21 protein-coding genes and 1 pseudogene are annotated in these 19,769 nt (G+C 71.2%); 12 read left to right on the top strand and 10 right to left on the bottom strand.

Annotation, left to right across the window (positions count from 1 at the left end):
* Positions 1-53 precede the first annotated feature (53 nt).
* Positions 54-1,457: a hypothetical protein gene (locus ACFZDJ_RS00345; protein ID WP_180362570.1), complete on the top strand. Its 1,404-nt coding sequence runs from the start codon at positions 54-56 to the stop codon at positions 1,455-1,457.
* A 33-nt stretch (positions 1,458-1,490) separates the two neighbouring features.
* Here the strand turns inward: ACFZDJ_RS00345 and ACFZDJ_RS00340 are convergent, their stop codons facing one another.
* Together ACFZDJ_RS00340 and ACFZDJ_RS00335 are read right to left on the bottom strand one after the other, a co-directional pair.
* On the bottom strand, positions 1,491-1,904 hold the full coding sequence (locus ACFZDJ_RS00340) for a VOC family protein (RefSeq protein ID WP_391055024.1): 414 nt from the start codon (positions 1,902-1,904) through the stop codon (positions 1,491-1,493).
* 147 nt (positions 1,905-2,051) lie between these two features.
* Complete coding sequence (locus ACFZDJ_RS00335; RefSeq protein ID WP_390928720.1) at positions 2,052-2,942, bottom strand: neutral zinc metallopeptidase; 891 nt, start codon at positions 2,940-2,942, stop codon at positions 2,052-2,054.
* Positions 2,943-3,193: 251 nt separating this feature from the next.
* On the opposite strand from ACFZDJ_RS00335, the gene ACFZDJ_RS00330 reads away from it, so the two are divergent.
* The 4 genes from ACFZDJ_RS00330 (at position 3,194) to ACFZDJ_RS00315 (ending at position 7,246) form a co-directional block, all read left to right on the top strand.
* On the top strand, positions 3,194-3,997 hold the full coding sequence (locus ACFZDJ_RS00330) for a hypothetical protein (protein ID WP_390928525.1): 804 nt from the start codon (positions 3,194-3,196) through the stop codon (positions 3,995-3,997).
* 91 nt (positions 3,998-4,088) lie between these two features.
* Positions 4,089-5,687, top strand: a complete 1,599-nt coding sequence (locus ACFZDJ_RS00325) for an ABC-F family ATP-binding cassette domain-containing protein (RefSeq protein WP_054232258.1) — start codon at positions 4,089-4,091, stop codon at positions 5,685-5,687.
* A 387-nt stretch (positions 5,688-6,074) separates the two neighbouring features.
* Positions 6,075-6,296, top strand: coding sequence for a helix-turn-helix domain-containing protein (locus ACFZDJ_RS00320; RefSeq protein ID WP_006123601.1), 222 nt, complete (start codon positions 6,075-6,077; stop codon positions 6,294-6,296).
* Between the two features lie 146 nt (positions 6,297-6,442).
* The gene (locus tag ACFZDJ_RS00315) at positions 6,443-7,246 is read left to right on the top strand and encodes an enoyl-CoA hydratase-related protein (RefSeq protein ID WP_391055021.1); all 804 of its coding nucleotides are present in this window, start codon (positions 6,443-6,445) and stop codon (positions 7,244-7,246) included.
* Positions 7,247-7,257: 11 nt separating this feature from the next.
* Here ACFZDJ_RS00315 and ACFZDJ_RS00310 read toward each other — a convergent pair whose 3' ends face one another.
* Positions 7,258-7,986, bottom strand: coding sequence for a nucleopolyhedrovirus P10 family protein (locus ACFZDJ_RS00310; protein WP_391055018.1), 729 nt, complete (start codon positions 7,984-7,986; stop codon positions 7,258-7,260).
* An 86-nt stretch (positions 7,987-8,072) separates the two neighbouring features.
* On the opposite strand from ACFZDJ_RS00310, the gene ACFZDJ_RS00305 reads away from it, so the two are divergent.
* Genes ACFZDJ_RS00305 through amaP form a run of 5 tightly spaced genes read left to right on the top strand, consistent with a single transcriptional unit; the run spans position 8,073 to position 10,460 of the window.
* Positions 8,073-8,561, top strand: coding sequence for an Asp23/Gls24 family envelope stress response protein (locus ACFZDJ_RS00305; protein ID WP_101405911.1), 489 nt, complete (start codon positions 8,073-8,075; stop codon positions 8,559-8,561).
* Positions 8,562-8,621: 60 nt separating this feature from the next.
* Positions 8,622-8,807 carry a hypothetical protein gene (locus ACFZDJ_RS00300; protein ID WP_054232254.1) on the top strand — a complete coding sequence of 62 codons (186 nt, stop codon included), beginning with the start codon at positions 8,622-8,624 and terminating at the stop codon, positions 8,805-8,807.
* A complete protein-coding gene (locus ACFZDJ_RS00295) occupies positions 8,804-9,187 on the top strand; it encodes an Asp23/Gls24 family envelope stress response protein (RefSeq protein ID WP_391055015.1) in 384 nt (127 codons plus the stop codon). The genes ACFZDJ_RS00300 and ACFZDJ_RS00295 overlap by 4 nt, the downstream gene beginning before the upstream one ends.
* Positions 9,184-9,876 carry a DUF6286 domain-containing protein gene (locus ACFZDJ_RS00290; protein WP_391055012.1) on the top strand — a complete coding sequence of 231 codons (693 nt, stop codon included), beginning with the start codon at positions 9,184-9,186 and terminating at the stop codon, positions 9,874-9,876. The genes ACFZDJ_RS00295 and ACFZDJ_RS00290 overlap by 4 nt, the downstream gene beginning before the upstream one ends.
* Complete coding sequence (gene amaP, locus ACFZDJ_RS00285) at positions 9,873-10,460, top strand: alkaline shock response membrane anchor protein AmaP (RefSeq protein WP_391055009.1); 588 nt, start codon at positions 9,873-9,875, stop codon at positions 10,458-10,460. The genes ACFZDJ_RS00290 and amaP overlap by 4 nt, the downstream gene beginning before the upstream one ends.
* A gap of 22 nt (positions 10,461-10,482) precedes the next feature.
* Here amaP and ACFZDJ_RS00280 read toward each other — a convergent pair whose 3' ends face one another.
* The 5 genes and pseudogenes from ACFZDJ_RS00280 to ACFZDJ_RS00260 form a co-directional block, all read right to left on the bottom strand.
* Positions 10,483-11,238, bottom strand: coding sequence for an SDR family oxidoreductase (locus ACFZDJ_RS00280; RefSeq protein ID WP_390928534.1), 756 nt, complete (start codon positions 11,236-11,238; stop codon positions 10,483-10,485).
* A gap of 15 nt (positions 11,239-11,253) precedes the next feature.
* Positions 11,254-13,059, bottom strand: coding sequence for a glycoside hydrolase family 15 protein (locus ACFZDJ_RS00275; protein WP_391055006.1), 1,806 nt, complete (start codon positions 13,057-13,059; stop codon positions 11,254-11,256).
* A 94-nt stretch (positions 13,060-13,153) separates the two neighbouring features.
* Entirely contained in the window at positions 13,154-13,945 is a 792-nt protein-coding gene (locus ACFZDJ_RS00270; RefSeq protein ID WP_391055004.1) for an SURF1 family cytochrome oxidase biogenesis protein, read from the bottom strand.
* Positions 13,946-14,106: 161 nt separating this feature from the next.
* Positions 14,107-14,265, bottom strand: coding sequence for a hypothetical protein (locus ACFZDJ_RS00265; RefSeq protein WP_391055001.1), 159 nt, complete (start codon positions 14,263-14,265; stop codon positions 14,107-14,109).
* Between the two features lie 194 nt (positions 14,266-14,459).
* Positions 14,460-15,032, bottom strand: a pseudogene (locus ACFZDJ_RS00260) (CocE/NonD family hydrolase); the annotation flags it as partial.
* 130 nt (positions 15,033-15,162) lie between these two features.
* Between ACFZDJ_RS00260 and ACFZDJ_RS00255 the strand changes: the two are divergent.
* Together ACFZDJ_RS00255 and ACFZDJ_RS00250 are read left to right on the top strand one after the other, a co-directional pair.
* Positions 15,163-15,420: a hypothetical protein gene (locus ACFZDJ_RS00255; RefSeq protein WP_101405916.1), complete on the top strand. Its 258-nt coding sequence runs from the start codon at positions 15,163-15,165 to the stop codon at positions 15,418-15,420.
* A gap of 401 nt (positions 15,421-15,821) precedes the next feature.
* On the top strand, positions 15,822-17,915 hold the full coding sequence (locus ACFZDJ_RS00250; RefSeq protein WP_391054999.1) for a protein kinase: 2,094 nt from the start codon (positions 15,822-15,824) through the stop codon (positions 17,913-17,915).
* A gap of 96 nt (positions 17,916-18,011) precedes the next feature.
* On the opposite strand, the gene ACFZDJ_RS00245 is transcribed toward ACFZDJ_RS00250, so the two are convergent.
* Positions 18,012-18,236, bottom strand: a complete 225-nt coding sequence (locus ACFZDJ_RS00245) for a hypothetical protein (protein WP_384906128.1) — start codon at positions 18,234-18,236, stop codon at positions 18,012-18,014.
* A 238-nt stretch (positions 18,237-18,474) separates the two neighbouring features.
* Entirely contained in the window at positions 18,475-19,128 is a 654-nt protein-coding gene (locus ACFZDJ_RS00240) for a hypothetical protein (protein ID WP_391054996.1), read from the bottom strand.
* Positions 19,129-19,769 lie beyond the last annotated feature (641 nt).

Here is a 19,769-nt window from a genome sequence, read left to right as displayed (position 1 = left end):
CTGCTGTGACATTCCGTTTGGGTTTTCGGACCGTCAACCGGAAGACTGCACCCGTGACGTCCCGTAACCCGCGCGACTCCAGGCTCCGACTCGTCCGCTCGCGCCCCCTGGCTTCCGCCCCCCGAGCGGTGACCCAGCGCAGCTCGCGCCGACCCGCACCCCGGCCCCCCGAGGGCACCCCGCCGCCCGCGGAACTGGCCCGTATGGCCCGCACCGGCCTCGCCGCCGCGGCCCGTGTCGCCCGCTGGGCCGACGCCTCGCTCGGCCCGGGGAGCGACGGCGCGACCCCCGACGGCAAGGGCACCCTCGCCGATGCGACCGCCGAACGGGCCGCCGAGGAATTGGGCCTGACCCCGGCTCAGGTCCGCGCGGACTGGGACACCGCACGCCTCGCCGGCCTCGTCGAGGTGCACGGCGACATCGCCCGCCCCGGCTGGCGACTGCGCGCCTGGAACCGCGACGACAGCGCCGTCCTGCGCGGCTGGGTCGCCCTCTTCGACGCCTGGTCGCTCGCCCACCCCGAGCCGGCCGACCGCGAGGCGTCCGCCGTCGCCGAGGTCGTCTCCGCGATGCCCCAGGTGCTCTCCTTCCTCCAGCTCTCCGCCGGGCCCGTCCCCATGGAGCAGCTCCTCGACCTCCTCGAACAGCGCGTCACCGAACTGCGCACCGAGCGCTGCGAAATCCCCTACGGCCCCCAGCCGGAGCCCGCCCCGGAGGCCGCCGAGATCGCGGACGCCCCCCTCGCGCCCCTCCTCGACTGGGCCCTGCACGCGCTCGCCTCGGTCGGCGCGCTCACCTGCGCCGCCGGGCAGGCCACGCTCACCCCGCTCGGCAGCTGGGCGGTCTGGGTCAAGCTGGAGCAGATCTGCGTCGCCGCGCAGAGCCCCGCCGGGAACATCGAACAGCCCGCCTCGGACATGCTCCGCGGCTGCGCCCAGCTGCGCCCGAACGCGGCCCGCGCCGAGTACCGCGCCTGGCTCGCCGCCCGCCCCGTCGGCAGCGCCGTCACCGAACTCCTCGAAGCCGCCCGCGGCGAGGACGCCCTCACCCGCGGACTCGCCTTCGAGGCGCTGCGCGTGGTCGGTGCCCCCGCCGAGCCCGACGTACGCGCCGTGGCCGACGAGTCCTGGCTGCGCCCCTACGCCCTGCTGTGGCTGGCCGAGCACGACGGCCACGACCCGGAGGACGCCCACGAGGTCCTCACCCGCGAAGAGTCCACCTGGCTCTGGGTCGACACCGCCGCCGCCGTCGCCGACCACGGTGAGGCGCCGCTCCTCGTGCGCCATCTGGAGTCCGCGGTGCAGCCCACCGTGCCCGCGCTCCTCGACGAGGTGCGCGCCGTCGGCCATCCCCGCACCGTCCAGGTCCTGGTCGCGCTCGCCGCCGCCCACCCGGACCCGGCCCTCGCCAAGGCCGTACGCCGCGCCGCCTTCCAGGTCCACACCGGAGGCAGCTAGGCCCTGTCCTTCGGATCGCCCCGCGCTCCCGGGTCAGTCCCGTATCTCCGGGGCGTACGTCCCGAAGCTCCAGATGTTGCCCTCGGCGTCCCGGGCCAGGTAGTCCCGCGAGCCGTAGTCCTGGTCGGTCGGGGGCATGACGATCTCCGCGCCGTGGTCCACGGCGCGCTGGTGGTGTGCGTCGACGTCGTCCACGACCACGTACACCCCCGCGGGGCCCGCGTCCTTCATCGCGCCGTCGAAGGCGCCACCGCGGCCCTTGGAGCCGAGCATCACCGCGCCGTTGCCCTGGACCAGCTCGGCGTGCATCACCGTGCCGTCCTCACTCTCGTACACGGAGACCTCCGAGAAGCCGAAGGCCTCCGTGAGCTGCCTGATCGCCGCGTTCGCGTCCGCGTACAGCAGTGTCGGGTAGATGCTCGGGCGCCCGCCGTCCGTACCTGCCATGCCGATCACTCCCACCGGAACTCGTCCTGCTGGGCCGGAATGTCACCCGCTGCCCAGTCTCGCACCGGCCACTGACAACGCCCCGGAGAGCGGAGGCCGCCCGGCACGCGCCGCGTCCGCGGTCCTCCCTTCGCCGCGTCCGCGCTCTCAGCGGAAGGTGTTGCACTGCGCCATGTCGCCGGTGCGATAGCCCTGGTAGAACCACTGCTGCCGCTGCGCGGACGAGCCGTGCGTCCACGTCTCCGGGGTCACCCGGCCCTGGAACTCCTGCTGGATCCGGTCGTCGCCGACGGCGGCCGCCGCGTCCAGCCCGTCCCGGATGTCGGCCGGAGTGAGGTTCGTGATCAACGGCCTGCCCGTCGACGGGTCCTTCGTCGTCGTCGCGTGGTGCGCCCACACCCCGGCGTAGCAGTCCGCCTGCAACTCCACCTTCACCGAGTTGCTGTTCGCGCCCGCGACACCGCTCTGGGCCCTGCCCAGCGTCCCCATCAGGTCCTGCACGTGATGCCCGTACTCGTGCGCCACCACGTACGCCTGCGCGAACGGCCCGCCGCTGGAGCCGAACTTGGTCCGCAGGTCGTCGAAGAAGCCCAGGTCCAGATAGACCTTGCGGTCACCGGGACAGTAGAAGGGCCCGACCGCCGAGGTCGCGGTGCCGCACGCGGTGTTCACCCGCCCGCTGAAGAAGACGGTCGGCGAGCGCGTGTACGTACCGCCGCGCCGCGCGAACTCCTGCGCCCAGAAGTCCTGCACGCTGTTGACCACCGCCACCATCCGGCAGTCCTCCCTGGCGTTCGCGTCCCGCCCCTTCCGGCAGGTCTGCTTGATCTGGTCGAGCGAGGAAGTGGTCACCGCGGGCTGGTCGTTGCCGGAGGACAGCCCGAGCTGATCGGGCCCGACGCCGAAGAACAGCCCGAGGATCAGGGCGATCAGACCCGCGATGCCACCCCCGACGGTCGCCCTGCCACCAGGGATACGACTGCCGCGCGCATCCTGCACATCGGAGGTGTCCAGGTCGGCGTCGTCGTCGAACTGCATGGGCACACCACCCTCCGCGTACGGCTTCGCACCTCGGCGTACGTCGCTCCGTGGCGCCATCCTCGTACGCCCTCACGGGTCCGGCGCCGGGCGGAAGGCCGAACGGGCGACACGCCCCCGCCGCCCGCCGTGTCCCGACGGGCGTTCCCACCGCCCGCGCCTAGGCTCTCCGCCTGATTCATGCGCCTGATCCGTGCGCCTGAACGGCCGGACAGGTTCCAGGCGCGGCGAGTGGTGCAGATGGGGGCGAGATGATCGCTGTGCTGGTCGAGGCGGCGGAGGCGGAACGGTCCGCACCGGCGACCACGGACCCCCCGGCCCCCCGGCTCCTTCCCCCCACCGTCGCCCGCCGCCGCGCCGCCCGCGCCCTGCTCCCCGTCGCCGTCGCCCTGCTGCTCACCGCGGCCCACGAAGCGCGCCCCGCGCCCTACGGAGACCGCCTCACCGCCCACACGCGCGTAGTGCACGGGCACGGGCCACGACAGCCCCCGCTGCGCACCACGAAGGCCGCCGTCGAGGCCTACGACGGGGCGACCGGCCACCCCCGCTGGACCTACGCGCGCGAGGGCCGCCGTCCGGTGGCCGTGCTCCCCGCGCGCGGGCACGCGATCGCGCTGTGGGACGACGGACTGGTCACCGACACCGCGCGCGGCGACGGCAGCGCCGTGCGCTGGCACCGAGCCCTTCCCGGGGCCGCCGGGTGGCTCGCGGACCACGGGGCGAGCGGAGTGCTGCGGTCCCTGGGCGCCCGCATGCTCGCCGTCATCACCCCGCGGCGCGTCGCCGCCTACCGCATCGCCGACGGCGACCTGCGCTGGACCCTGCCCGCCCGGTACGGCTGCTCCTTCGCCCCCGAACGTGCGTTGCGTCACGGCGAGGCACTCCTGATCGCGCAGCCCTGCGCCACCGGCGACAGCTGGACCACCGAGCTCGTCGCCGTCGACGACCTGGGCAGAATCACCCCGCACCGCACGCCGCTGGGCAACGCGTGGCAGGGCGAGCGTCACAGTGCCGGACACGCTCACCCAGGAAAAGTGGTTGCACGGCCCCGTTAGACTTGGCCCATGGCCATTCTCCTCGCGCATTAGACGGCGGGAACGTCCTCAGCCGTCCACCCCGCCAACGACCCTGCCCTGGAGTCTGTCCGTGATCTCCGCCTCCGGTATCGAGCTGCGCGCCGGCGCCCGCATCCTCATCGAGTCCGCCACCTTCCGCATCACCAAGGGCGACCGCATCGGCCTGGTCGGCCGCAACGGCGCGGGCAAGACGACCCTGACCAAGGTGCTGGCGGGCGAGGGCATCCCGGCCTCCGGCACCGTCGCCCGCTCCGGCGAGGTCGGCTATCTGCCCCAGGACCCCCGCACCGGCGACCTCGACGTCCTCGCCACCGACCGCATCCTCTCCGCGCGCGGCCTGGACACCCTGATCCGCAAGATGCGGGAGAACGAACAGCGCATCGCCAACGGCTCGGGCGCCACCCGTGAGAAGGCCATGCGGCAGTACGAGCGCCAGGAGACCGAGTTCCTCACCAAGGGCGGGTACTCCGCCGAGGCCGAGGCCGCCACCATCGCCGCCGCGCTCAACCTGCCCGACCGCGTGCTCGGCCAGCCCCTGCACACGCTCTCCGGCGGTCAGCGCCGCCGTGTCGAGCTGGCCCGCATCCTGTTCTCGGACGCCGACACGCTCCTGCTCGACGAGCCGACCAACCACCTCGACGCCGACTCGATCGTCTGGCTGCGCGACTACCTGAAGACCTACCGCGGCGGCTTCATCGTGATCTCCCACGACGTCGACCTCGTCGAGACGGTCGTCAACAAGGTCTTCTACCTGGACGCCAACCGCGCCCAGATCGACGTCTACAACATGGGCTGGAAGCTGTACCAGCAGCAGCGCGAGGCCGACGAGAAGCGCCGCAAGCGCGAACGGCAGAACGCGGAGAAGAAGGCCGCCGCACTGAACTCGCAGGCGGACAAGATGCGCGCCAAGGCCACCAAGACGGTGGCCGCGCAGAACATGGCCAAGCGCGCCGACAAGCTGCTTGCCGGCCTCGAGGCGGTCCGCGTCTCCGACAAGGTCGCCAAGCTGCGCTTCCCGGAGCCCGCACCCTGCGGCAAGACCCCGCTGATGGCCGAGGGCCTGTCGAAGTCGTACGGCTCGCTGGAGATCTTCACCGATGTCGACCTGGCCATCGACAAGGGCTCGCGCGTGGTCATCCTGGGCCTCAACGGCGCCGGCAAGACGACCCTGCTGAAGCTGCTCGGCGGCGCCGAGCAGCCCGACACCGGCCAGGTCATAGAGGGCCACGGCCTCAAGCTCGGGTACTACGCGCAGGAGCACGAGACCCTCGACCCCGAGCGCACGGTCCTGGAGAACATGCGCTCCGCCGCCCCCGACCTCGACCTGGTCGAGGTCCGCAAGACGCTCGGCTCGTTCCTGTTCTCCGGCGACGACGTCGACAAGCCGGCCGGGGTCCTCTCCGGCGGCGAGAAGACCCGTCTCGCGCTGGCGACCCTCGTGGTCTCCTCCGCGAACGTCCTCCTCCTCGACGAGCCGACGAACAACCTCGACCCGGCCAGCCGCGAGGAGATCCTCGGCGCGCTGCGCACCTACAAGGGCGCCGTCGTCCTCGTCACCCACGACGAGGGCGCCGTCGAGGCGCTCCAGCCCGAGCGGATCATTCTGCTGCCGGACGGTGTCGAGGACCTGTGGGGCTCCGACTACGCGGACCTCGTCGCCCTCGCCTGAGCCCTCGTACGGCCTCCCGGACCGCCCCGGGGCTGCCGTCAGCACGACGTGATCGAATGACTGATCCACTGCGTATGGATCATTCGGCCGATCCGTGATCCATCATCTGTGTGAGATCTCCTCGTACCGAGGTGTGTCCTACATCCATTTCGCGGCCGAGTCCTTTGTTCCCAAGGGCTCGGCCGTCTTGCGTCGCTGACCTGGCACTTCGCGGAAGAACCCGTTCGGTCGTACGGACAGAGCGGCGCGGACCCTGTGATTCCGTTTGTGAGGACGGACTCCTGTCGTCAAAACCGTGTCTCACGGACCTTGCCGAATGGGTGGCCATGAAGCCCTTGAGGGGTGATCATGAGAAGTCCAGAGCGCACTTCCCATGAGGAGGCACGGGTGGCCGAGACTCTGAAGAAGGGCAGCCGGGTGACCGGCGCCGCGCGCGACAAGCTCGCGGCAGACCTGAAGAAGAAGTACGACTCCGGTGCGAGCATTCGAGCGCTGGCCGAAGAAACCGGCCGTTCGTATGGCTTCGTGCACCGGATGCTCAGCGAGTCGGGCGTCACGCTGCGAGGGCGTGGCGGAGCGACGCGGGGCAAGAAGGCCGCCTCGGCCTGAGGCCGGGCGTCCCCATCGGCTTCGGTGGTGGCCACCCGGTCGGTCGGGTGATCGACCGGGTGGTTACTGTGCAGTCACTTAGGTGTGTTCCTCGTGTCCTTCACGAGGTACGCGTCTGATCCGACCGCACCCATCGGAGGCAGCCCATGGCTTCGCTCGACAAGGATCTTGACCCCGTACTCGACAAGGACGGCGTACGGCTCACCGTCGACGACGCGATCGCCACGGTGACGCTGACCAATCCGGCCAAGCGCAACGCCCAAAGTCCCGCTCTGTGGCGGGCGTTGACGGAGGCCGGCCGGTCGTTGCCGGGCACTGTCCGTGTGGTCGTGCTGCGTGCCGAGGGCCAGTCGTTCTCGGCCGGGCTCGACCGGCAGGCGTTCACGCCCGAGGGGTTCGACGGCGAGCCGTCGTTCATCGACCTCGCGCGCGGGGCCGACGCCGAGCTCGACGCGACCATCGCCGAGTACCAGGAGGCGTTCACCTGGTGGCGGCGCAGCGACGTCGTGTCCATCGCCGCCGTGCAGGGGCACGCCATCGGTGCGGGTTTCCAGCTGGCGCTCGCCTGTGACCTGCGCGTCGTCGCGGACGACGTGCAGTTCGCCATGCGCGAGACCAGCCTCGGGCTCGTTCCCGATCTGACGGGAACGCATCCGCTGGTGAGCCTGGTCGGATACGCCCGTGCGCTGGAAATCTGCGCCACGGGTCGCTTCGTGTCGGCCGAGGAGGCCGAGCGCACGGGGCTCGCCAATCTCGCGGTGCCTTTCGACCAGCTCGAGGATGCCGTGCGGGACCTCGCCGGCGCGGTGTTGGCCGCGCCTCGGGACGCGGTCGTCGAGACCAAGGCGTTGCTGCGGGGGGCGCAGGAGCGGACGTACGAGGAGCAGCGGGTCGCCGAGCGCGCGGCTCAGGCCCGGCGACTGCGGGACCTTGCCGGTCTGGGGGAGTGAGGCCGTCCTCCCTACTCGACGGACGTCACCAGTGCCGTCACTGACGGAGTGTCCGGCAAGGCGTCCGCGACCGCCGCTCTGACGGCTCTTGCCACGTCCGCCGTTCGCCCCGTCGCGGCGACCGCCAGTTCGACGCGGACGTGGCGGCGGGCGAGGGCGGGGTCCGTGCCGGGGACGTTCTCGATGTGCACCGGATGGCCCAGGACGTCCGTCAGGTGAAGTACCCCCGGCACGGACAGGGCGGCGGTGGCCGCCCGACCCTCGTCGGGGGTCGTCGGTACGGCGGTCGTACGCGGGGCCGTGTGGCGTACGGCGGTCGGCGGCGCGGAGACATCCCCCAACCCCGTCACCTTCAGGTCGACCTCCGTGACCGTCAGGCCGAGGGATACGGCCGCCTCGGCCAGAGTCGCGCGCAGGCGGGCCGCGGTCGTGGGAAGCGGCTCGACCCCGGGGGCCGTCGGGTCCGCCCCGGCCGTGAACTCCGCGACGATACGCAGTGGACCGGGCGGCAGCGCGCTGGGCGGCGGCGGTACGACGGGGTCGTGGACCAGGTCCGGGTCCTCGAGGGCGATCCGGAGCGTACCGAGGCGGACACCGGACACGCCGGCCGCCCCGCGCCGCAGAAACGCCTCGGCCGCCTCCTCGGCGATCCAGGCGCCGTCGCGCGGATGCCCGAGCGGGAGCAGGCGCCCGAGCCCGAGCTGCCGCCGTACTGCCTGCGTCCATCGATCCGCGGTCATTGCTCCAGCCTGCCGCATCCCTGGCGCGCGAGCCCGCGTCCGGACCTACTGTGGGCAAAGAGGACGACCGAAAGGGACGTACGGCGATGACCGACATGACGGAGCAGAACCGGACGGACAGCCCCGGGAGCGAGAAGGAAGCCCCGCAGAGCCGCAAGCCCGGGGTCACCAAGCGCGGCGGCGGTGATCCCGCCATGCGGGGGCGGACCACGATCGCCGACGGTGTCGTGGAGAAGATCGCCGGACTCGCCGCCCGGGACGTGCTCGGTGTCCATGCGATGGGCAGTGGGCTGAGCCGGACCTTCGGGGCCGTGCGCGACCGAGTGCCAGGGGGGTCCAAGTCCGTCTCGCGAGGCGTCAAGGCCGAGGTCGGGGAGCTCCAGACCGCGCTCGACCTGGAGATCGTCGTCGAGTACGGCGTGTCGATCGGGGACGTCGCCCGCGCCGTCCGCGAGAACGTCATCGCGGCCGTGGAGCGCATGACGGGACTCGAGGTCGTCGAGGTCAACATCGCGGTGAGTGATGTGAAGCTTCCCGAGGAAGAAGATGAAGAGCCGGAGGCGCGGCTCCAGTGACCGGCCCGGCCGCGGGGCGGCCCACGACATCCCGGCAGTCGAACCGCTGAGGAGCGCACCATGAGCTTGGCCGTGATCGGCATGATCGCCGGAATGGCGCTGGGCTTCGCCGGGTACTTCGGGGGCTTCGGGGCCTTTCTGCTCGTGGCCGCCCTGGGTGCCGTCGGGTTCGTCGTCGGACGGTTCCTCGAAGGGGACCTGGACCTCGGTGACTTCTTCCGTCCCCGCGACGACCGGCGGCGGTGACGCCCGTGACCGGCCCGCTCGGTGACACCCGACGGCCCCCGACGGCCGTCGAGCCGGCCGAGCGCGGCGCGACCCGGATCGCCGACCGGGTCGTGGCGAAGATCGCCGCGCAGGCCGCCCGCGAGGCCCTGGACACGCTGCCCCCGGACGCCGTGCCCCCGCACGCGACGGTCGTCGTCCACCGCGAAATCGCCCGCGTCCGCGTCCACCTCGAACTCGGCTACCCCTGCGACATCGGCGGCCGCTGCAACGCGGTGCGTCGACATGTCGCCGAGCGGGTAGACGCGTTGACGGGAATGGAAGTGCCGGAGGTGACGGTCCAGGTCGAGCGGCTGCACCTGGTACCGCCGGCCGCCGCGGTACAGGGGAGGACGCGATGAGCGAGCCCCAGGGCTCCGAGAACACCACCCGACGCATGCCCGTCCTGGAGAAGACGGACGCGGGCCCACCGGCCGAGGGCGAACTCGGCCAGTCCGCCTCCGCGGCCGACTACGACCCGCCGCCCGCCATCGACGACGCGGACGGCGGGCAGGGCCGGTTCTGGTCGCTGCGCCGCGTCCCCGCGGGGATCGTCGCGCTGCTGGTCCTCGCGAGTGCGGGCGTCCTGCTGTACGACGTCGCGGCCGTACGTGCCCACCGGCCCGCCTCGCACTGGCGCAGGTCCCTCGCCCGGCAGCTCGCCGAACGGCCCCTCGACGACACCTGGGTGCTCGTCGGCGCCTGCCTCGCCGCGGCCCTCGGACTCTGGCTGATCGTCCTCGCGGTGACGCCGGGGCTGCGCGACGTCCTGCCGATGCGGCGCACTCATCCCGACGTACGGGCCGGGCTGCACCGGGACGCCGCCGCGACGGCGCTGCGCGACCGGGCCATGGAGGTCTCCGGCGTTCGGTCGGTCCGGGTACGGATGGGGCGCAGGAAGGTCGACGTGCGGGCGGTCTCGCACTTCCGCGCACTCGACGACGTACGGGCCGACCTGGACGCCACGCTCGCCGACGGCATCCGGGGACTCGGGCTCGTCCGGCCGCCCGCCCTGTCGGTGCATGTCGCGCGCCCGGGCCGGAAGGGGTGAGGGCGGTGCTCAGGATCGTCAACCGTGTCCTGCTGGGAGTCGTCGGGCTCGCGCTGCTGGTCCTCGGCGGCTCCGTGCTCGCCGTCGGACTGGGCGCCCGGCCGCCCTCCTGGTGGATCCACGACGGGCGGCACGACGTGCTGCTGAGCGCCGCCGAGCGGACCCGGTGGCGGGACCAGGGCTGGTGGTGGCCGACCGTCATCGCCACTCTCGCGGTCGTCGTCCTGCTCAGCCTGTGGTGGCTGTCGGCCGTACTGCGGCGGCACCGGCTCGCGGAGGTGCTCGTCGACACCGGCGACGGCGAGGGGGCGCTGCTGCGCGGGCGGGCCCTGGAGGGCGTACTGGGCGACGAGGCGGGGCGGTTGGACGGTGTCGAACGAGCCCAGGTCCAACTGACGGGGCGACGCGGCGCTCCCGGGACCCGGGTCCAGCTCCTGCTGGAGCCGCATGTCGACCCCGGGCACGCGCTGCATCTGCTGACGACGCAGGCCCTGGCGCACGCCCGGGACTCCGCGGGCCTCGCCGCGCTCCCCGCGGAGGTACGCCTCCGCGGGGTCAAGCACCCGGCCGAAAGGGTGAGTTAGTCCCTCAGGCGCCCGCGCGGTCTCAGAACCCGCTCCGCATACCGCCGTCCACCGGCACCATGATGCCCGTCAGATACGACGCGGCGGGCGAGAGCAGGAACGCCGCCGTGCGGCCGAACTCCTCCGGGACGCCGTAGCGGCGCAGCGGAATCAGCGACTCGTTGGCCGCACGGGTGGCCTCCGGGTCGGCGGAGAGGCCGTCGAGCTCGCGCAGGCGGTCCGTGTCGATGCGGGCCGGGAGCAGGCCCAGGACACGGATGCCGCGCGGGCCCAGTTCGTCGGCGAGGGACTTGGCGAAGCCCGCGAGACCGGGGCGCAGACCGTTGGAGATGGTCAGGCCCGGGATCGGCTCGTAGACCGAGCCGGAGAGCACGAAGCCGATGACGCCGCCCTCGCCGAGCTCCGCGGCGGCGGCGCGGGCCAGCCGGACCGCGCCCAGGAAGACGGACTCGAAGGCGGCCGTCCACTGCTCGTCCGTGTTGTCCGCGACGAACCCGGGCGGCGGGCCGCCGACGCTGATCAGGATGCCGTCGAAACCGCCGAAGTGCGCGCGGGCCGCCGCGATCAGCCGGTCCGGGGCCCCCGGGTCGGAGTTGTCGGCGGCCACCCCCACCGCGTTCGGGCCGAGCGCGGACGCCGCGTCGGCGGCGGTCTTCTCGTCGCGCCCCGTGACGATCACCTTCGCGCCGTCGGCGGTGAGCTCGCGCGCGCTGGCGTTGCCCAGGCCACGGGTGGCTCCCGTGACGACGTACACACGGTCCTTCAGTCCAAGATCCATGGCCCCCATCCTCCCCTATCCGGTCTTCTCGCCTCCTCCCGGATGTGCATCACCGAACAGGTTGAAGGCGGACCCCACCAGGCCGAGGTGGCTGAACGCCTGCGGGAAGTTGCCGAGCTGGCGGCGCGCGACGGGGTCGTACTCCTCGGACAGCAGCCCCACGTCGTTGGCCAGGCCGAGCAGCCGTTCGAACAGTTCGCGGGCCTCCTTCGTACGGCCTGTCATGTGCAGCGCGTCCGCGAGCCAGAACGAGCAGACGAGGAAGGTGCCCTCGCCGCCCGGCAGTCCGTCGACGTCGACGCCCTCGTCGCTGTAGCGGCGCAGCAGGAAGCCGTCGCGTTCGAGCTCGGCGCGTACCGCGTCGATGGTGCCGACGACCCTGGGATCGTCGGGCGGCAGGAAACCGACGCGGGGGATGAGCAGCAGTGAGGCGTCCAGTTCGCGTGACCCGTAGGACTGCGTGAAGGTGTTGCGTTCGATGTCGAAGCCGCGCTCGCACACCTCCTTGTGCACCTCTTCGCGCATCGTGCGCCAGCCCTCCAGGTCGCCGACGAGCGCCGGGTCGCTCTCCAGCGCCCGGACGGCGCGGTCGGCCGCCACCCACGCCATCACCTTCGAGTACACGAAGTGCCGGCGCGGGCCGCGCACCTCCCAGATTCCCTCGTCCGGCTGCCGCCAGGTGGTCCGCAGGAACTCCATCAGGGCGCACTGCAGGCGCCACATGTGCGGCTTGGACGGCAGGCCCGAACGCCGGGCCAGCGAGAGCGAGTCGATGACCTCGCCGTACACGTCCAGTTGGAGCTGCTTGACGGCCTCGTTGCCGATCCGGACCGGGTACGAGCCCGCGAAGCCGGGCAGCCACGACAGTTCGAACTCGGGCAGCCGGCGCTCACCGGAGAGGCCGTACATGATCTGCAGGTCCGCGGGGTCGCCCGCGACCGCGCGCAGCAGCCAGTCGCGCCAGGCCTCGGCCTCCTCGTGGTACCCGGCCGACAGGAGCGCGCCCAGGGTGAGGGTCGAGTCGCGCAGCCAGCAGTAGCGGTAGTCCCAGTTGCGGACGCCGCCGAGTTCCTCCGGGAGCGAGGTGGTGGGGGCGGCGACGATGCCGCCGGTCGGGGCGAAGGTGAGGGCCTTGAGGGTGATCAGGGAGCGCACGACGGCGTCCCGGTGCGGACCGTCGTAACGGCAGCGCGCCGCCCACGCCTGCCAGTCCTCGACGCTGGAGCGCAGTGCCTGGTACGGATCGATGAGCGGCGGGCGTGACCGGTGCGAGGGATGCCAGGTCAGGACGAAGGCGACCTTCTCGCCCGCCTCCACGGTGAACTCCGAGTGGGTACGGAAGTCCTTGCCCCAGGTGCGCACCTCGGGTTCGCTGCGCAGCCACACCGAGTCCGGGCCCGCGACCGCCACCCGCTGGCCGTCCGCCCTGCGCACCCACGGCACGACGGAGCCGTAGTCGAAGCGCAGTTGCAGTGTGCTGTGCACCGTCACCCGGCCGCTGAGCCCTTCGACGACGCGGACGAGATCGGGGGCGTGCTCGCGCTGTGGCATAAAGTCGGTCACGCGGACCGCGCCCTCGTCCGTCTCCCATTCGGAGTCGAGCACCAGCGTGTCCCGCCGGTACGCCCGCCGGGTGCAGGGGCCCGCCCCCGTGGGTGAGATCCGCCAGCGGCCGTGGTTCTCGTCGCCGAGGATCGCGGCGAAGCAGGCGGCCGAGTCGAACCGTGGCAGGCAGAGCCAGTCGACGGACCCGTCCCGGCCCACCAGCGCGGCGGTCTGTTCGTCCCCGATGAGCGCGTAGTCCTCGATACGTGGGTGCACGTGGGGCGAGTTCCCGGAGAAGGCCGGGGCCAATCGGGTCGGGGGCCGACCGGGTGACACCGGCCGAGGAAGTGCGGGCGCGGCGGCCCAGGGGTCAGGCGGCGACCGTGGCCGCTTCCGGCGCGGTCGTGGAGGCGGCGGCCTCGGCCCGGTCGCGGCGCTCCCGGCGGACCAGGATCAGCCAGCCCACGGGCACGCCCGCGGAGAAGAGCCACCACTGGATCGCGTACGCCATGTGCGGACCGATGTCGTTGTGCTCGGGGTCGGGGATCAGCTCGGGAGTGTCGCCCTTGGGCGCGGGCGCGGTCTGCTCGATGTACCCGCCGAGGACCTGCTTGCCGAGGCTCTTGGCCTGCTGCTCGCTGTTGATCAGCATGACCTGGCGGTCGGGCAGGCCCTGGATGTTCTTGATGCCGCTGTCGCCGGTCGTCTCGTCGGGCATCAGCCGCCCGGTGACGGTGATCTCGCCCTTCGCGGGCGCCGGGATCTTCGGGAACGCGGTCTGCGAGCCGTTCGAGTCGATCCAGCCCCGGTTGACGAGGAGCACCCGGCCGTCGTCCAGGTCGAAGGGGGTCAGGACGTGGTAGCCGACCTCGCCGTCGGCGTTGGTGCGGCGCCGCACGACGACCTCGTGCGCGGTGTCGAAGATGCCCTTCGCGGTCACCCGGCGGTACAGGTCCGCGTGCTTGACGGGCTGCCCCGGCGCGGTGACCGACTCTGCGGGCACCGGCGTGGCCGTCAGCGACTGCGAGATCACCGTGTTCAGCGCGACCTTGTGCTCATGGCGGTGCAGCTGCCAGAAGCCCAGCTTGATCATCGTGGGGATGAGCAGGAGGGCCACGAGGGTGAGAATCACCCACTGCCGGGACAACAGGAAGCGGTACACCCCACGACCGTACAACTCGGTCGAGGGGCGCGTTCACGGGGGTGCGCGTCGCCCGGACGGCGACGTGTGCGCTCGGACCGTTCCGGTCGGCTCTCAGACCTTGTCGATGATGCCCACCTTGCCCTGCGCGCGGGCGCAGTGCGCCCTACCTGCGCTTCGCATCACCGACTGAGGGGGGCGGTGGCGAGGATCTCGGTGGTCTGCCGGATCACGGTCGGGGAGGCGTTGTTGAGAAACGCGTAGCTGGTCCGCGCGGCATGCCCGTCCTCGGCCGGACGCACGATGCGCATCAGTTCCTGTGAGCCGCCCGGCGTCACCACGGTCCGCTCCCTGGCAGGGGGCGAGTCCCAGACCTGCGTCGTGACGGCCGCCGCCGGTGCGCGAGCGGTGGCGCCCGCCAGCGCGACACGGCGCCGGCGCCGGGCCACCACGCGCTGCCGGATCTCCTGCACGCGCCGGGGATTCGAGCCCTGCGGAGTGATCCGGCCCAGCGCAACACGCAGCAGCTCCTCTTCCGCGTGCCCTGGCCGGGGCCGAGGGCCACGGTGGCCGTCGACTTCGGCGGCCGGACGGCGTCCGTGGTCCAGTGGCGGGGGTGCGTTCGATGTCGGCCATCGGCTCGCGGTCGATTCCGTTGTCGTGGCCGAGGAGTTCGTGGTCGAAGCAGCGGTGCAGGGTGTCGACCCAGGCGTGGGCGCGCTTCCGGCCGGCCAGGGTCCCTGGGAGAAGTAGGCGGGGTACCAGGAGGAGATGGAGCTGACCGGGACGATCGTCCGCAGTCCCTTGACGCCTGTGGCGGCGACCCCGTTGGCGATGCTGCCGTCCCAGCTCTTGCCGGTCATCCCGGTGGCGCCGTCGGTCCAGTTGGCCTGCGCGCGAGTGGTACCCGTATGACTGGTGGAGCCGTGACCGGCATCTTGCGGCCCTTGGCGGCGGGTTCGCCGGGGCGCACGATGTCGACGGCCACCCGGTCGTTCTTCCCGTCGCCGTCCTCGTCGAGCCCGGTGGCGACCCAGACGGTCTCCCGGGCCGGCTCGGCCCAGCTGATCCACGTCTCGGTCCTGACCGAGGAGCGGGCAGACGAGATCCTGGAACTGACGGGGCTGAAGTGACAGAAGTGCAGAGAGGATGAGCCGCTACGCCGACCAGGTAGAACCTCCGGTCGGCAGAGCGCCGTCAGCTTGCCAGCGCCTTCCCTGCCCTTGACCATGCCGCGTATGACACGTTGCGAAGTGTGTGGCAATGACTATGACCTGGCCTTCACCGTGGAGACCCAGGACGGTTCCCGTCACGTATTCGATTCGTTCGCCTGCGCGATCCACCGCATGGCACCCATCTGCGAGCACTGCCGAGTCCAGATCATCGGCCAGGGAGTCGAGGCCGAGGGTCACTGGTACTGCGGCGCGCACTGCGCCCGCGCAGAGGGAAGGGTGGGCATCGTGGACAAGGTGGGAAGTGCGTACCGCTCCGCCTGATGGCAAAAGGGCCCCTCCCACACGGGAGGGGCCCTTTTGACTCGTTGTCAGGCGGCGTAGAACACCGGCTCTGCCCCCAGCCGTTCGACAACAGAGGGCCTGAAGCTCCGCGATCTGCTCTTCCACGTCCTTCGGCTCGGCCTCACGTGCCCACGGCTGCGCATCCTCGGGGATCTGCTTCTTCTTGCCGGCTCCGAGCACCTGGAGCCACGGGTCCACAGGGCCGTCAGGCCAACCATCCGGCTTGCGCCTTCTCCTGATCCGGACACCGCTGCACGGAACATACGTGGACTACACCCGTTATGGGTAACTTGCCGATCTTCGGGCGATATGAAATACCTGAAGAAGGGCTGCAACGCTCGCCGGGGACCCTGCTGGGCCACCCTGGAAGAGAGAACGCCATGACGGGAGTGCACGAGGCCGCCGGGCGTGTGATCGCCGGGCGCTACCGGCTCCTGCGTCGGCTCGGCGCTGGCGGCAGGGGACGGGTGTGGCAGGCGTATGACCAGAACCTGGCGTGCGAGGTCGCGCTCAAGGAGATCGTCCTGCCGCCGGACATCCCGGAACAAGAGGTGAGCGCCCGGATCACGAGGGCCCGCGGCGAAGCGCAGCACGCTGCCCGGCTGCGCAACCACCCCCATGTGGTCACTGTGTACGACATCCTGGAGGCCGACGGCCTGCCGTGGATCGTCATGGAATTCGTCCCCGGCGCCATGGACCTGGACGCGGTGGTGCGCGAGCGGGGGCCGCTGCCGCCCGCCGACGTCGCCCGGATCGGGCTGGCGGTCCTCGACGCCTTGCAGGAGGGGCACCGGCTCGGCATCCTGCACCGGGACGTCAAACCGGCCAACGTCCTGCTGACCGGCCCCGGCCCGCAGCCCTCCCACTCCACGGAGGGCGGCCAGGTGCTGCTGATCGACTACGGCATCTCGCTGGAGCCGAGCTCCGGAGAGGCCCGCCTGACCGCTACCGCGGATTTCCTGGGGACCCCGGGCTTCATGGCTCCGGAACGGGCTCACTGCGAGGTGCCCACTCCGGCCTGCGACCTGTTCTCACTCGGCGCCACCCTGTATTTCGCGCTCGAGGGGGCCGGACCCTTCGACCGCGACTCCGCCGTCACCACACTGAGCGCCGTGCTGTTCGAGTTTCCCACCCTGCCACGCCGGGCAACGGCGCTGACCCCGGTCCTCCTCGGGCTGCTGGCCAAGGATCCCGCGCAGCGGATGGACGGCGACGAGGCCACCCGGCGGCTCGCCTCCATCGCCCAGCCCCGCCCTTCCCCATCGCACCCCCCGGTCATGCCGCCGGCCGAGCCGGAGGAACCGACCGGTCCGAAGCCGCCGCGCTTCCGGGAGCCGTCCCCGCCGACCGAGCTCCTGCCGTCGGCCAAGCCGGAGGAACCGACCGGCCCGCCCCCGGGACTGTCGTCGGCCGAGCCGAAGGAGCCAACCGGCCCGCCCCTGGAACCGCCGCCGCACAAAGGTGACGAGGCCCGGCCGCGGCCTCGCCCGCCGCGGCCCGGACACCGACGGGCCAGGCTCATCGCGGGGGTGGTGGCGGTGGCGCTGGCCGCGGTGGGCGGCGGCATCTACGTGGCACAGTCCGGCCCCTCGGGTCCTGAACTGGCCTTGATCCGGGTCGGCGACTCCCCGGAGGGGGTGACGGTGTCCCCCAAGGGGGACCGGGCCTACGTGGCCAACAAGAGCTCGAGTTCGGTGTCGGTGATCAACACCGCGACGAACCGCACGGTGGGCAGCCCCATCCCCGTCGACCGCTCCCCGAAGGGGATAGCGGCGTCCCCGAACGGGGACCGGGTCTACGTGACCAGCTTGGGCTCGGGTTCGGTGTCGGTGATCGACACCGCGACGAACAAGGTGGACCGCACCATCCGTGTCGGCCGCGGCCCGCAGGGGGTGGCGGTGTCCCCGATCGAGAACCGGGTCTACGTGACCAACTTCGGCTCAGGTTCTGTATCAGTGATCGACACCGCGACGAACCGCACGGTGGGCAGCCCCATCCCCGTCGGCCGCGGCCCGCAGGGGGTGGACGTGTCCCCGAATGGGGACCGGGTCTACGTGGCCAACTTCGTCTCGGGTTCGGTGTCGGTGATCGACACCGCGACGAACAAGGTGGACCGCACCATCCCCGTCGGCCGCGGCCCGGCAGGGGTGGCGGTGTCTACGTTTGGGGACCGGGTCTACGTGGCCAACGGGAGCTCGGGTTCGGTGTCGGTGATCGACACTGCGACGAACAGCACGATGGGCAACCCCATCCCCGTCGGCCGCGGCCCGCAGGGGGTGGCGGTGTCCCAGGAGGACCGGGTCTACGTGACCAACGGGAATTCGGGTTCGGTGTCGGTGATCGACAGCGCGACGAACGAGGTGGACCACACCGTCGACGTCGGCCGCGGCCCGCAGGGGGTGGCGGTGTCCCGGGAGGACCGGGTCTACGTGACCGACGGGAGCTCGGATTCGCTGTCGGTGATCACATTCTAGAGGACCCGGTGGCCTGCTCAGCGGCGGTCCCACATGGCGTCTTGCGCCGCGTTCGGCGCGGTAGAGCCAAGGACACCTATCCACACCCACCCTGCCTCACGGAGGGGTGCAGCCCGGCGGGTCCCAGATGAGCGTGCCGCTCTGGTCGTAGTGGTAATCCGTGCAGGTCTCGTATGGCGCCGCGCTCAACGACTCCGCCGTGGCCTTCGTTGTCCGAGGCACTGCCTCGGCGCTCGCCACGCCCACCGTTCCGGCGAGCAGCGCAGCGGCGCAGGACGCGCCGACGAGGTGTCGGAGGCGCCACCAGGCGCTTGTCCTCATGATCATCTCCTTGCGGTGGATCGGCTGCTCACCCACCAGCGTGGGAGGTCGGCCACGATGGCGTCAACGGCCGGCGGGACTTGTCACAGTATCGGGACATTTCATAATATAGGGAACTTCCCACAGGCTTTCCCCTCGCCCCGGAGGTCCCTCCCGGGCCCTCAAGGAGGCGTTTGTAGCTCTATTCCGGTAAGTCGATTTCGATCGGGTGTCTCTATCTCCGACTCGGCACCATGTGTCACGAAGCGCCATGTGTCACGAACCGTTTGCCATCCCATGTCCAGGTGACATGGCGGAGTATCGACGGCCCCGTCGCATGACTGTCGTTGGGCCCGTAGAACTTGACATCGGCGGCAAGCCGACTGTCCCTTATCGTCAAGGATCCTGCCTGGTACTCCGGCGGCAACCCCGAGACATCGAAGGATGGCGTACGGCCCACCTCGTTGCCGTCCTCGCCATAGACGCGCAGTTCCTGCCTGAAGAAGTTGCTGGGTTGCGGGCTGCAGTAGAAGAGCACGGCCGTCACGTTGCCGAGGCGTGGAAGTCTGCCTTGAGTGATCTTCTGAACTTCCACCTCCCAGCGGTCGTAGCCGCCGAGGCCGCTTCCCTTGGCGACACCCTTGCCGTTGCGGACAGCCACCTTGACCGGCTTGTCGACGATGTCATCGCAAGTGATGCCATAAGTGCGGTTCTGCCAGTCGGTCGCTCTCTCGGTAATCGCCTCAGAAGCCAGGAAGCGGCTGCCTTGTTCTGCGGCGATGCGAGTTTCGTACCTGAAGTGTGCGCAGTTCGCATCGGAGGGACATGCTATTGAAGATGCTTGAGCGGGTGTAATACCCGCACTGAAAACTAGGAAGAGACCGGAAATGGGACATGCAAAATATCGCCACATGCGACTTTCCCTTTCCGTGGTCACGGGCCGGCTCTGCAGCAGGTGGCTGCTTTCATCCCGTGGCGATCAGGGCAATCTTCTGCAGGCGCGCAGCACATCCTGCAGACCTTCGCTCGCGCCGCCTCAACAGGGAGTCCTGGATACTCTTCCATCGGTGGTCCCGAGGTGGTAGCGGATCTTCCCGCTTCCCATCCTGCGTCCTCAGTCGGGTGGCTGCATCTGGAGCGGCGACGCCGCTGGTGGCGAGCCGAACGGCCCTGTGCCCATCCTGGAGCCGCCGCGCCAAGCCGGCGGAGCTGGAGGAGGCGTTCACCGGCCACTCCAGTACTCACCACGCCTTCCTGTTCACCCAGATGCTCGGCCGCATCGACGCGAACGCTCGCGGCGATCCTGCCCCGGGAGGCGTTCGTGACCCGCTCCGCCGGCCCGGGTGCCTACGGGCGGAGGGAATAAGACTGGGCGCTGGCCGACCTGCCCGGTGAGAACGCGGCGTTCGGGAACGGACTGCTCATCCGCTGCAGTCAGACCGACGGCGAGATCGGGTGCACCCCTCCCAGCGCACCGCGCCCTGCGCGGGCACCTCGAAGGTCATGCCGTAGTCGTTGCCGCACACTTCGCATCTCGCCGTGCGCCACAGGGCG

The organism is Streptomyces sp. NPDC007896 (genome assembly GCF_042959425.1).
Lineage (GTDB): Bacteria > Actinomycetota > Actinomycetes > Streptomycetales > Streptomycetaceae > Streptomyces.
Note: the sequence above shows the minus strand (reverse complement) of the source record. Positions and strands in the feature narration are given on the sequence as shown.

Excerpts from the sequence above, each read along its gene's own strand:
- ACFZDJ_RS00310 (WP_391055018.1), bottom strand. The coding sequence starts at position 7,986 with ATGACCGCGGATCGATGGACGCAGGCAGTACGGCGGCAGCTCGGGCTC.
- ACFZDJ_RS00290 (WP_391055012.1), top strand. The coding sequence starts at position 9,184 with ATGAGCGAGCCCCAGGGCTCCGAGAACACCACCCGACGCATGCCCGTC.
- ACFZDJ_RS00315 (WP_391055021.1), top strand. The coding sequence starts at position 6,443 with ATGGCTTCGCTCGACAAGGATCTTGACCCCGTACTCGACAAGGACGGC.
- ACFZDJ_RS00330 (WP_390928525.1), top strand. The coding sequence starts at position 3,194 with ATGATCGCTGTGCTGGTCGAGGCGGCGGAGGCGGAACGGTCCGCACCG.
- ACFZDJ_RS00340 (WP_391055024.1), bottom strand. The coding sequence starts at position 1,904 with ATGGCAGGTACGGACGGCGGGCGCCCGAGCATCTACCCGACACTGCTG.
- ACFZDJ_RS00240 (WP_391054996.1), bottom strand. The coding sequence starts at position 19,128 with ATGTGGCGATATTTTGCATGTCCCATTTCCGGTCTCTTCCTAGTTTTC.
- ACFZDJ_RS00280 (WP_390928534.1), bottom strand. The coding sequence starts at position 11,238 with ATGGATCTTGGACTGAAGGACCGTGTGTACGTCGTCACGGGAGCCACC.
- ACFZDJ_RS00245 (WP_384906128.1), bottom strand. The coding sequence starts at position 18,236 with ATGAGGACAAGCGCCTGGTGGCGCCTCCGACACCTCGTCGGCGCGTCC.
- ACFZDJ_RS00300 (WP_054232254.1), top strand. The coding sequence starts at position 8,622 with ATGAGCTTGGCCGTGATCGGCATGATCGCCGGAATGGCGCTGGGCTTC.
- ACFZDJ_RS00305 (WP_101405911.1), top strand. The coding sequence starts at position 8,073 with ATGACCGACATGACGGAGCAGAACCGGACGGACAGCCCCGGGAGCGAG.
- ACFZDJ_RS00250 (WP_391054999.1), top strand. The coding sequence starts at position 15,822 with ATGACGGGAGTGCACGAGGCCGCCGGGCGTGTGATCGCCGGGCGCTAC.
- ACFZDJ_RS00335 (WP_390928720.1), bottom strand. The coding sequence starts at position 2,942 with ATGCAGTTCGACGACGACGCCGACCTGGACACCTCCGATGTGCAGGAT.
- ACFZDJ_RS00255 (WP_101405916.1), top strand. The coding sequence starts at position 15,163 with ATGACACGTTGCGAAGTGTGTGGCAATGACTATGACCTGGCCTTCACC.